This window comes from Corynebacterium tardum (assembly GCF_046717785.1).
Classification (GTDB): Bacteria; Actinomycetota; Actinomycetes; order Mycobacteriales; family Mycobacteriaceae; genus Corynebacterium.
The window spans coordinates 2002378-2014873 of record NZ_CP177104.1 but is presented as its reverse complement, the minus strand read 5'-3'; the positions used below and the strand labels follow the sequence as shown (position 1 = coordinate 2014873).

Annotated in this window: 8 protein-coding genes and 1 tRNA gene; 8 read left to right on the top strand and 1 reads right to left on the bottom strand. The window is 48.4% G+C overall.

Features of this window, described 5'->3' with window-relative positions; translation table 11 throughout:
• Window positions 1–412: 412 nt before the first annotated feature.
• Window positions 413–485: transfer RNA gene (locus ACLI1P_RS09725), tRNA-Asn, on the bottom strand.
• A 267-nt stretch (window positions 486–752) separates the two neighbouring features.
• Here ACLI1P_RS09725 and ACLI1P_RS09720 point away from each other — a divergent pair.
• The 8 genes from ACLI1P_RS09720 to ACLI1P_RS09685 all read left to right on the top strand — a co-directional run bounded on the left by ACLI1P_RS09720 (window position 753) and on the right by ACLI1P_RS09685 (window position 12467).
• Window positions 753–2096, top strand: a complete 1344-nt coding sequence (locus tag ACLI1P_RS09720) for a glycosyltransferase family 4 protein (RefSeq protein WP_411708731.1) — start codon at window positions 753–755, stop codon at window positions 2094–2096.
• Between the two features lie 28 nt (window positions 2097–2124).
• A complete protein-coding gene (locus ACLI1P_RS09715; protein ID WP_411708730.1) occupies window positions 2125–3663 on the top strand; it encodes a glycosyltransferase family 4 protein in 1539 nt (512 codons plus the stop codon).
• On the top strand, window positions 3660–5072 hold the full coding sequence (locus ACLI1P_RS09710; protein WP_411708729.1) for an alpha/beta hydrolase family protein: 1413 nt from the start codon (window positions 3660–3662) through the stop codon (window positions 5070–5072). Before ACLI1P_RS09715 ends, ACLI1P_RS09710 begins: the two co-directional genes overlap by 4 nt.
• Window positions 5073–5134: 62 nt before the next feature.
• Window positions 5135–6385 (top strand): UDP-N-acetyl-D-mannosamine dehydrogenase, encoded by a 1251-nt coding sequence (gene wecC, locus ACLI1P_RS09705; RefSeq protein WP_411708728.1) that lies wholly within the window; start codon window positions 5135–5137, stop codon window positions 6383–6385.
• Window positions 6386–6618: 233 nt separating this feature from the next.
• On the top strand, window positions 6619–7227 hold the full coding sequence (locus ACLI1P_RS09700) for a hypothetical protein (RefSeq protein WP_411708727.1): 609 nt from the start codon (window positions 6619–6621) through the stop codon (window positions 7225–7227).
• 1 nt (window position 7228) lies between these two features.
• Window positions 7229–8755, top strand: coding sequence for a glycosyltransferase (locus ACLI1P_RS09695; RefSeq protein ID WP_411708726.1), 1527 nt, complete (start codon window positions 7229–7231; stop codon window positions 8753–8755).
• Between the two features lie 326 nt (window positions 8756–9081).
• Window positions 9082–11217, top strand: a complete 2136-nt coding sequence (locus ACLI1P_RS09690) for a hypothetical protein (RefSeq protein WP_411708725.1) — start codon at window positions 9082–9084, stop codon at window positions 11215–11217.
• An 11-nt stretch (window positions 11218–11228) separates the two neighbouring features.
• Window positions 11229–12467: a glycosyltransferase gene (locus ACLI1P_RS09685; RefSeq protein ID WP_411708724.1), complete on the top strand. Its 1239-nt coding sequence runs from the start codon at window positions 11229–11231 to the stop codon at window positions 12465–12467.
• The last annotated feature ends 29 nt before the right edge of the window (window positions 12468–12496 follow it).

Genomic DNA, 12496 nt, shown 5'->3' with positions numbered 1-12496 from the left:
AATACTGCCGCGCAGGGAATTCCGGGCGGCCTATATTGGGGGTTTCGCTAGGCCTTGAGACGCCATCCCGAGGGATGCCGGCCGGTTGTTTCGCTGCGTTTGGTATTGCCACCGTAGTGGCAGCGTGGCCGATTCCTTGACATTGGGCCACCACACCACCGCTGAGTGTCACAGGCAGTCAGCCACACCGTGGATTTACGGCCCCCAAAATCAGGTATACGCTCCCAAAGCGTATATTTGACTCTAACCTAGAGGCCAGGGCCAAAAAATCCCCGATCTCAGACGCGCTTTCTGACCCTCAACCTTCAACACACAGACAAACGACACGCTTTGTCGTTTAGGTCGACCCTTATCCCAATTTGACCCTCAACCCGGAAACGTAAAAGCCGCCCTAAAAGAAGGCGGCTAATTGCTCCTCCAACTGGGCTCGAACCAGTGACCCTTCGATTAACAGTCGAATGCTCTGCCAACTGAGCTATGGAGGACTATGCGTACGCTGCTGGGTAAGTAACCTTGCCCTGTGCAACGAGAATTACTATATACGGAAGTCAGGAATAAACACAAATTTGCAGTTCAGAGAGATAATAGTGTTGAAAGTGTGGCCGTTCGGTTGCGACTGTTGAATAGGTGAAAGTACGCCTACAACTTTCGCAACTATAAAGGGTATCGATGGCATTACGATTGAGCGTTCAGCTAGACTCATCGGAGATAAATGATAGGAACGGCACGATGTACTAAAGAAAGAAGCGAGTATGCGTGTGTTGGTAATCTCGCAGTATTGGTATCCTGAACAAGGGGTTCCACAGCGGCGTTGGACCTGGCTGACCGAAATGATGTCGAAATCGGGGGACGAAGTCTTCGTAATTGCGCCACCAGCAAACTATCAGCGGAAGGTGGGGATCAGAGAGTGGCTTTCAAAACAGTCGTTTAAGCCGTCAATGGAGAATAAAGCCGGACCCTCGGGTGAGGAGATTCTCCGGACAGGCTATTTTCCGTTCAAGGGATCTTTAACGATGAAAGCGCTCAACCAAGCGACCGTCGCTTTGGGGATGATTAGGGTACTCGTGCTCCCCCCAAAGGAGTTGAGGCGATTTAGTCCGGAAATCATTATTGGAACCGTTCCTGCATTACCAACAGCTTTTGTAACAAGGGTCGCTGCATTGATGTACAGGATACCCTACATAATAGATCTACGGGATGCTTGGCCTGATCTTCTCCAGCAATCATCTCGCTGGAATATGGGACTAGATCGACGGTCTTATAAAGAAAAACTCTTTAGTGCTGGTGTGCGGGGTATCTCGCCTAGAACACTTGTCGTCTACGTTGTTGAACGATTCTTGAATAGAGCGTTAAAGTCCGCGGACGGGATAATTGTAACTGCAAGCGACCTTGGGGAAGAGTTTAAGGACCGGTTTTCTGGAAGGCAGGTAGCGAGGCACATCGAAACGGTCAGAAACGTTTTCCCCAATCCTGCCAAAGAGGTTAGGGATGCGCGTCGGGAAGGTTGGGCTCCAACAGCATCTGACCGGAAGTTGAAGGTGCTATATGCAGGAACAATCGGAAGAGCTCAGAACCTTGTGAATGTAATTGACGCCGCCGTGATCGCGCGGGAAAGGGGAGTTGATGTTTCGTTAAGGTTTGTGGGCGCTGGTGCGGCGAGGCAGAACGTTAAACGATTGGCGGCTCAACAGAATGTTAAAGCGGATTTTATCGAGCGAACCACGGTGGAGGATATCTCGAAACACTATCTTTGGGCTGATACCGCACTAGTGCACTTAACCGATTGGGAGCCGTTGGGGCGCACAGTTCCTTCGAAAACTTATGAATTAATGGAAATGGGTATTCATATATCAGGCGTTGTAGAAGGTGAAGCAGCCAGGTTGATCAAACAGCTAAATGCAGGTCATGTTGCCCCTCCGGAGTGCCCAGGGGCGTTGGCAGCAATTTGGGAAATGTTGACTCAAGATAAGTCCTTGCTGCAGGTCTCGGATGTTGGGCAAAGGTGGGTTGAAAGCGAACGTTTTCGCATATCTAATTCACTAATTTCGAATCTTTTGAAAGAGGTGAAGTCGAACCGTGAGGTTTCTAATAGCTAGGCAGATTACTCTAGTAGCATCTTCTTCTGTGTGGCGACTCTCCGAAGATCCTGTTGATTTCTTACAAAAAGTTAGTTTAAGGTTTAGGGGATTTGGGTGTCAAACTATCGCAAGATTTCTGTATAGGCTTGAAACAGCTATTGGTAAGATAGAACCAATCGGACAACGCCAGATTAGACAGGGCAATCTATCGGACGGTCTTCGTTGGTTCGCTGCTCAACCTACGTACTATCGGTTTTTTCACTCCAGGAAGGTACGGAGTGCGAAGGACAGGCTGGAATTCTTGCAGGAAACTGTTAGCCGTCCCAGTTTGGAGAGTAAAAATTCAGCGAATGCGAACCCGCAGGAGCGACACGGAGTCCTGTTCTTGTTGACGAATAGTCTTCCGTATACTCAATCGGGGTACACAATTCGGTCTCACAAAACTTTGCAAGCTATTTCCTTGAAAGGGATAGCCCCAATTGCGTTTACTCGAATCGGCTACCCAACTTTAGTAGGTAAACGAATCGATAGCGACACAGTAACCGTAGATGAGATTAAGTATAGGCAACTTATACCTTGGCGTTTGTCGCCTAGTCTCGAAGTGCGTACAAGTGCGACGGTCAAAATGGTGCTGAGTAAGTTAAATGGGCAGATCCCCCAGGCGATAGTCACTACTACAGACTTCAAAAACGCAATGGTAGCTCGAAAGCTTGCGAGTGAACTGGGAGTGCCATGGATCTACGAAGTCCGAGGCGAATTGGAGTCTACTTGGGCGGCAAAGCAGGAACTTTCTGGGAACGCCGATGCTCGGAAGAGCGAGCTTTATTCCTTGTTACGAGACCAAGAAATCGCGGCGATGAAGGCTGCGGACCGAGTTATAGTCCTTAGCAAAGTGTATAAAGAGAGACTGATTAATAGGGGGATTCCAAATGGGAGAATTGCAGTGATTCCTAATGGCGTAACCGAAGATGACTTTCTGCTCTATTATGATGAAGCCGAGGTTCTAAGGCAACGCTACTCGATTCCTGATAAGCCGACGATCGGTACTATAACATCTATTGTTGGGTATGAAGGTCTTAACTTGCTGGTTGGGGCTGTCGCACGGCTCGACGAGATACACTGCGTCATTGTTGGCGATGGCGAGGAGCTTGGAGATTTACGCGAAGAGGCTGATCGGTTAGGGGTTTCAGATCGGATCACCTTCGTTGGTCGAGTGCCCGTTGAGGATGTAAATCACTGGTATTCAATGCTCGATTTGTTTGTTGTCCCTAGATTAGATATTGAGGTGTGTCGAGTCGTTACGCCTCTTAAACCATTGCAGGCTATGGCTAAGGGGATCCCGGTTGTAGGGTCAGATCTTCCCGCTTTGCAAGAAATTACGGGTGGTCTAATGCGAAGCTTTAGGCCCGGTGATCTGGCAGACTTTGTAAATGCAATCCGCCTAGAACTAGACTCTCCTCACTTGAAGGACGATTTGATCCAATGGGCAAAAGAACACACGTGGAAATCCAATGCGGGTCGGTATGAGCGCTTACTCAATGAACTGTCCAATTGCAAGGAAATGGTAAGAGAGGGAAAAGTGTGATGAAGTCAATAAATGTCGGAATACTTAATGCTTTTGGAGAAAATGAAGTATTACAGGATATAGTTTCAAATTCTGGCGGTGAATATTTCGATATTAATCCCAGTAAGTGTTTGGAAAGCTTTCCAGAACTGCAAGACTTTATCCTGCAACACATCACTAAAAGGGGAGTTCAGAATGATACAGTGTATATTCTGAATTTGATTTCCGGAAATAGGGAAGGGGGTGAAGCTTCTGGTCGGCTTGCAGCGTCGAAATTTTCGGCTAATCAAGTAGTCGAATGGTTAATCAGAGAGTTTAATAGTGCCTTTGGTGTAGCGTGTATTATTGTCCGGCGCTCGGAGCGGCCAAATTCTGCGGTTCTTTCCAAGTTGCGAGACAGAGGCATTGAGGTAGCCAGTATTGATGTCGACTTCGACTTGGAATCGCTTGGTACCAAATATCGGGATAGCTCGCTGGTCGATTTCCCCCGTAGGGCGGAGTGGTTGGAACGGCGGCTTCGCCAGAGTCTTGTGAAGTGGAGGTTGAAAGATCCTGATTTTGATGAGTATTTGAAAATCAGGAGAGCGGCTCTTTCTAAATTGCACTGCGATTCGGAGGAAGAGAAGCGGGAGATTTGTGTTCCTGGGACTGAGTACAATGTTGACGTGCTGCTGGGCTTAAAGCAGCTGACTGAGAACGACTCTCCTAAGCTGACGATTTTTTTCAATGGAGCTATTGACCCGCAACGCGCAGCAGGAAAGCCTGTATACCAGCGTCACACATTATGGGGATCATTGAAGGATGATTGTTGCGCTATCGCGGACCCAACGCAGAATCTCTTCCCAAATTTAGCACTAGGTTGGGGGCAAGGGTCGAAGGGGCATTGGGGAATAGTAGCCCAAAGTGCCGTCGTATCTGCGGTCACCGACTATTGGCGAATGCAGCGAAAATTGGGTCCGGATGAAGGAACGGTCTGGCTCTATGGGTCCTCTGGAGGTGGTTTCCAAGCGTTGGCGTGCGGAACATTCGTTCAAGTCGACGGAGTCATTGCGAACAATCCCCAGATTGATTGGCTGAAATATGAAGGTAGAACTCAGGTTAAAGAGCTAATGCAAGCGGTTTATGGAAAGTGGTCTGATAGGCCTACATTCCGGGACGAGTGGCGAGAAAGAATATCATTGATCGATCTTTGGCGGTGTTCTTCTTATGCACCTGAGTTTGATTATGTGGTAAATGCGCGGAGCTCCACTGATATTAAGAATCAACTTTCTGGGCTTTTGGCGTTCTGGAGTGTGCAAGGGGCTGCCACGATCTCGGCAAACTCAAGTCTGCGTTTTTATAATTCAAAGAAAGACGGCCACAGTCCATTATTGGCACCAGAACTTTTTGATTTTTTGAATGGACGTGCTCAGACCTACTCAACTCGGTAGTCGACTGGGTGCGCTATTATACGAAGAAGTTCTTTCGAAACAATGAAAGGGATATAGCAGTTATGACTAAAGCAGAGGTTTGCTTCGTAGGCTTGGGGTATATTGGCCTGCCCACGGCAGTTGTTATGGCGAATAGTGGCCTTCAAGTCGTTGGTCTGGATGTCAACGCAAAAAGTGTCGAGCGAATCAATCGAGGCGAAGTAACGATAGTCGAGACTGGGCTAGAAGAAGCTCTCAAACAAGCCATCGACTCGGGTAGTTTTCGCGCCACCACTGAGGCCCCTGAGGCTTCAACGTATATTTTGGCGGTGCCGACCCCATTCAATGCAGACCACACCTGCGACATGAGCTTTATTTTCTCAGCGGCGGAGAGTATCGCACCCAAGCTCCAGGGAGATGAACTGATTGTTCTTGAATCGACGTCACCGCCCGGAACGACAGAGAAGATGGCAGAACGAATTCTCGAACTTCGTCCGGATCTTTCCGGTCGGGGTGCACAGTCGTCGGGACTGCGATTTGCCCATTGCCCAGAGAGGATTCTGCCTGGAAAGGCTATGGAAGAACTTGTTTCCAACGATAGAATCATCGGTGGTATGGATGAAGATGCAACTGACAGGGCATGCAAGGTTTACGCTTCATTCTGCAAAGGCCAGCTCTTGCGTACTAATGCGAGAACTGCCGAGATGGCGAAGCTTACTGAAAATTCATTTCGGGATGTGAATATAGCCTTCGCTAACGAGTTGTCCCTTATATCGGATGAACTCGATATCGACGTATGGGAACTAATTGAGTTAGCGAATCATCATCCAAGGGTTAACATTCTTCAACCCGGTCCGGGTGTAGGTGGTCACTGTATCGCAGTTGACCCTTGGTTTATCGTAGCTGCCTCGCCGAAAAATGCTAACCTGATCCGAACCGCACGTGAAGTAAATGATGGAAAGCCTGATTGGGTCCTGGAAAAGATCCGGAAGGGCCTTGGCGTTAGTGGTGACGAAGCAAGCATCTCTCTACTGGGGCTTTCATTTAAGGCAAATATTGATGACCTCCGAGAGTCTCCAGCTCTAGAGATTGCTCACAGAGTAGCTCAAGAATTCCCTAACCGGCTAGTTAGAATCGCCGAACCCAACATCTCATCGTTGCCGCCAGTTTTGGCGCAGTTTGAAAATGTTGAGTTGGTACCACCTACCGAAGCCATCGCACAGTCCGGTGTAGTTGTGCTTTTGGTCGACCATGATGAATTCTATGGCGCCGAAAAGAATATCCCTGACTCCGCGACGGTGATCGACACCAGGGGAATTTGGAGGAAATGGTGAAGTGGGGTGAGAAGCCTGTGGCAGAGGGACGGCCACCAACATCGCGAAGTCCGCGTTCGTTGGTGGTAGCACATTGGCTATTGGTTTTCGGCATTGTTTCGTTCTGCATTGCTATGGCAGCTCTTGCAACAGCGTCGATTCGGCTTGCGGTGAGCTTCGGGCTCTTGGCCATCCTTGCCCCTGTTTACAGTGCGTTTTTATACTTGAGACTAATCAGGTTTGCTGTTACTCGCATGGACAAGAAGCTCCGACGTCAGCTTGCCGAAATCGAGGCGGCTGCGAGTGCTAGCGAAAGCGCCAACTGGGATGAATTAGGGTTTGCAATGGACGGCATCCAGCTAACCATCGAAGAAGGCCTAGCCAAGTTACTAGAGGCCGAACCAAGTTCTTCCAAGTCTGGCATTGCTGGAAAAACGCTACTTACAGGGGAACGTGAGAGTACATACAGCTTGCTTGCTGAGTACTTATGCCAGCCCGGAAAGTCGCTTCTAGTCGGTAGTCGAGATGGATTGGGAAAATTGAGTCGAGCGCTTTCACCGAGTGTTCTTGAAAGGGTCAAGTTGTTCGACGTTACAGACTCCTCGGCCCCTCCTCTATTTGAAATTGGTAGGTATAGCAATATCGTGATTTGGCTAGAGCCAGATGAACACGAATCAAGCTACCGTCGCCAATTGCCGCTAAGTTGGATTAGTGAGACCTCCAATCTGTACTTCGGTCCCTCGGCTCAAGACGCCAAAAGCCAAATCCGTAGTATCACTTATGGTACTCCCGTGAGAATTGCCTTCGGGGACGCTAAGTCCGACATTTACCCAGCAACGATCGTTAGAAGCTTGGAAGGTTAGTGTGAAGCAGGAATTGAATACGCGCGAGCGGTTGTTAGCTTGTTACCGTAAAACGCGGGAGCCGTTTTCACTAGTTCCGGACTTGAAAAAGAGAAATGTTGTAGCAATTCTCGATGAATTTTCTGTCCGTTCTTTCTCGGACTTTCTCAATCTTTGGCTGGTTAGCCCCAATAAGGCTGAGCTAGATTTAGATTTTATACAGCCTGATTTCCTATTGGTTGAATCGGCTTGGAACGGAAACAACGGTCGCTGGAAATATATGGTCACCTCATCAAGCGGCCCTAAAAAGCCATTGAGAGATTTGGTAGAGGCGTGTAACCAGAGATCCATTCCTACCGTGTTTTGGAACAAGGAGGATCCCCCGCACTTCGAAGACTTTATCGAAACGGCGAAGCTCTTCGACTACATCTTCACGAGTGATGCCGCGATGATACCTCGATACCAAGAATTGGTACCGGATGCTTCCGTTAATCTTCTTCAGTTTGCAGCGTCCCCGCGTCTGCACAGTCCATGCCGAAGCAATGTCAAAGAGAAGGGAGATGTAGCATTTGCGGGGCAGTACTTTGCCCACAAATTTCCTGAGCGCCGTGAGCAGATGGAGGCGCTTTTTCCTGCGGCGAATAAGTTTGACTTTTCGATATTTTCTAGGGCCTTAGGGGGAGACCCGAGGTATCAGTTCCCGGAACCATATGACGATAATGTCGTAGGAAGCCTTCCATACAGCGAGATGGTTAAGGCCTACCGTGATTTTAAAGTATTTTTGAATGTAAACTCTGTCGTCAATTCGAAAACTATGTGTGCTAGGCGAGTCTTTGAACTGTCGTCTTGCAAGACCGCCGTGTTCGGAATGGAGAGCGAGGCGATCAGGTCCGTCTATTCCACGGAAGAAATTACGTTGGCCAAAGATCGCTCAGAAGTGCTGCCGAAACTTTCTATGTTGCTCGAAAATGACGAGTATCGTCGGCGCCAAGCACAATCGGCGTGGAGAGTAACGATGGCGCATCACACCTACGAACATCGAATCGACACGATTCTGTCGACGTTGGGCCTGCCTAAGAGCGCAAGTACAACGTACATCGAGATTTTTCCAGTGGATTCATCAGTTGTTTTGGATAAAGAATGGATTAGAGAATTCACCCAGGGCCAAGCACTGCCCGACGGAGTGTTCTTCGAGGAAAGCGTTGCTACAGATTCGACGAAGTTAAGCGGCGTGAAGAAATTGAATTTGTATTTGAACCCAGAAGTAGAGTATGGAAAGTTCTTCACCTTCGACCTTGTAATGACCCTACGCCAACAAGATACTCCACTCGTTTGTAAGTCATTTCGAAACGAGGACTCAGTGTTTGAAGAAGAGTTCACGGACTATCTACCAAACTCCGGATGGCTTACTTCTATCGATGCTTCAAACTTTAAAAGCCTAGTTTTCGGAGAGTTGGGCACAGTTGCTTCGCAGTTTCCCGTATATGCAGCTGATCCTTTTGAAGTCAGTAGCCGTACAGCAGATTTTGGATTTAAGGCAGTTAGGTAAGGGATATGCGGATATCGATATATGACGGGATTTTGGAAACACACGTTGCCTCGAGTCTAGAGCGAGCCCTAGTTGCGCGGGGGCACAGTGTGTTGAATACAGGAAAGATCGGGCACGGTTTCAAGTTTCCGTCCGGAGGGCAAGACATTAGCGCGCTTGAGATTGCTGTGCATCAAGTGATTGACTTTGACACAGACGTCTGTTTCGTTATGCGGCCCGCTTCGCTTCCGTTTAACCTATTGGATAAGTTAAAGAAGCAAGGAATAACTCTCGTCGCGTGGTTCTCGGATGATCCAGTTCTCTTTGACCTCTCGTATGGTCCGGTCGTGGATTCCTACGATCTAGTTCTACATTGTGGCAACGCCAAAGTTTTAGAGTTTTACGAGAACTTTTTTGGCCGGCCTACGGGCGTCAATTTTCCTTTTTGGACTGATCATGCGGCTTTCCCCAAAGTTTGGGGGGAGACTGAACCACTCGTGGATCTTATGTTCTTGGGGAATGTCCAGGACGAAGTCCGCCGGTCGAGGTATTTTAAGCTCGCAGAGCTAACCAGTAGCGTTCGTATCCACGGAAACGTTGGAGCGGACTATGTCGGTCTGTCTGGGGGCTACTTAGACGGGAATAATGAGGTGCTGTTATCGGGAGCTAGTACTCGCGCTGCGCTAAATATTCCTCAATTTTTCGGCGATCATCGTGGTCTCGAAACATGGTTCGACGGGCTTGGAGACCTAGGCTTTTTTGAATACCCTAGCCGGGTGGTCCAGTATATGGCAATGGGAATTCCGACTATTTCTGTCGTTCCGTCGGAGGCAGTATTTAGAAGTTACCCAGAGATGCTTACAGCTTCGTCCATCAAGGAGGCGGATGAAACCTTCCGCGAACTAAGCGAGAGCGGCGGTCTCGCAGAGCTCAGCTCCAGGGTCAGCGACCGCTTCGATCGAAATTTCTCCGCCCTTTCTCGTGTACTGGCATTAGAAGCACTCTTGCAAGGTGATGATTGGAAAAAGCTGGATGCTGTAGAGAGAGAAGTTTGGTTTACACAATTTGATGGTACGAACGCGGCCGCGAGAGAGGCAGCGTCTGCTCCTCTGACTTTGGTCAGAACCAATTCGCGGGACCACAACTCAGACGAGTCGCGAGGGGACTTAGGAGAGGTCGTGGTACTGCAGAAAGAAGGTGCGGCAGAGACTTCTCGGTCATCCGTAGTGGTTGAGCTATTAAGGCGTAGCGGTATCCAAGCGAAGATCTTAATTGCTTCGGAGGAATCTCGTTTGTTAGTTCCGGATCCTTCTCGTATCTGCGGAAAAGCAGTGAATGTTGGCCCTGTATTAGAGGCCTTCGGAAAGCAAAAGGGCCTGCTCATCGTAGCTGACGATTCCGCTGCGATTACCTCCACGGGTGCAAAGCTCCTTCGGGAAAAAGGCATAAAAACATTGGGCTTTGAGTCTGGAGAAACTAGTGGCACCAAAGTCATAGCCCGAATGGCGGAGTTCTACGACATGGTGGTTACCTCGAATCGACGAAACTATAGGTATTTGGCTTCGCGAGGATTCCAAAATATTCAATTCTTGCCGGCACTTATGCACCCTGACTTTCCAAACATCGTGGAGAAGCAATCTAACACTAATTCAATTATCAAGGTCAATAAGGACCAAGCCACCGAAAATGTATTCGCCCCGGCATTTTCCGCTGACCTGCCACTTTCTGTGATTGATGAGGTTTATCATTTAGAAGAGTTGGAAGCTGCATCCATGGAAGAACTGGCCCAGTCTCTGAAAGCGGAAATAGTCCTCCTTACCCACTCGGGTACACGAAACAGTCCGAGAATGTCGCCCATGGTTCCATATATTTTGACTGCGGCTGACTGGGTATTTTCTAATCGTGTTCCTGATATCGAGCAGATTTATCCGCTGAATATTGCGACGACTTTGGTGGGAAATCCGGGAGAGTTCCGTGCAAAGATGGAACTGATTTCTTCCAGCGATTATTCAGTTGGAAAAAGTATCGAAAAGCGTGACCGGGGCAGAGCTCTTCTAATGCGAGCAAATTCTGAATTTGTCGCCCTTGTAGCCTCGATTTTGGAAGCAGACTATTGTATGCCATTGCTCAAGCATGGTGATACGTTGGAGATTCCTTTGACTTGGACCGGTCAGCCGCAGGGGCAGGGTTCCGTGCAACTCAGGATTCATGATCGGTTTTACTATGGTCCCGCCCGCGATTGGCGAATTAGGGTCCTAGTAGACGGGAAGACTGAGTGGACTAATTCTATTCAAGATCTGCCTGATCTTCTGGTACAGCGAGTCAATAGCACGACTCACATCGCAATTGCTGCTGAGTACGTGGGTGAATCAAGGCTCATTCCACGAGAACATGCATTTTCTGCCGAGGGATCGGCTCGTTTCCAAAAGAGTCTAATTTTGGCAAATAGAAATTGTCCTAGAGTTCTAACTCTCCAAAGCTAAGTGAGGTTATTTTGTTTGATCCTTTCGCAAGCCGAGCTCCGATAGTAATAGTTACCCGATTTTCAGTGTTTAGTAGAAGCGCTGGAGGGCTACGAATTCGTCATGAATTTGGAACTGATCCTGCTGAATTTGAGCGACGCCTATTTGCGCCAGAACGCTTGGATAAGCGGCTTGATATTCTTTCTCGCATTACTGTCCCCGCCTTGGCTAAAGCATCTTTTAAGCATAATATTGTTCACATAGTCCAGTACTCGGAAAATCTACCTGACGAGTACAAGTCTGCTTTGTCGGATCTTTCTGATAGGTTTGATTTTTTCAAGCCAGTTCTTGTTTCGGACTCAAGTATGGCAGACAGCGTCCGCGAGGAGGTTGCTTCCTGGGGATCGGGATTTCGAGGCCTATACGCATGGGTTAGGCTCGACGACGATGATGTTCTTTCCAATTCATATTTCGAGTGTTTGGAAAGGTACTTGGTACAAGATAACGTCGGGATGGCTGTATCCTTTCCTATTCAAGCAGCGGCATTGTACTCGAATGGTCTCGTGAGCGATATTAGGAAAAAATTCGTTCGAAATCCGTCCGCTGGACAGGCCTATATTTGTCGAGCGAATAATTCCTTTCACAGCTTTGAGGAGCCAGGTTTTCCGGCACATCACAATATTGACAGTGTTATGCCTACTATTGTGGATCCGACCGTTGTAGGAAGTCTGCAAATGCTGCACTCAACTCAAGACACTTCAAGTTTTGTTTCTCCCGTGGGTGCGCGCCTAATAAATCGTCTAAGTCAGTTAAGTGAGTATCAGGAAATGGCATTCCATGATATTGAGACTGAGTTCCCAGGTCTTGTTCTTCGAAGTCGATACGCCGAGTCGATTAGCTACGGCGCTGAGGGAGAACTAGAACTAGGAAAGTGGCAAAAGCTGTCCGTACCTAGCACCGAGTTTGGCAGCGACGGAGTAGCATTCCGTGTGGACTATTCTATTATTGGCGAGCATAACGCGGAAAATTGTTTCACCTTGTCTTTTGACTTTTCAGATCGAAGCAAGGTGGAGGGGCACTACCCTTGGACGCCGGAGCGCGCAGATTACCTGCGTCTTTACACTGATAGTGTAGGAAAAGGTAGTGCTTTTATTGTGGTTCCAGGTGGCGCTAATCTAACAAGAATTCGATTGAATTCCGACGTGCCGACGGGCAATACATGTAGAGCATTGGTTAAGTTGGTCTGCTGTGGTCCGATGATAACGGCCTAGTTGACAGAGTGAGGAGTAGCTGTGCCTAG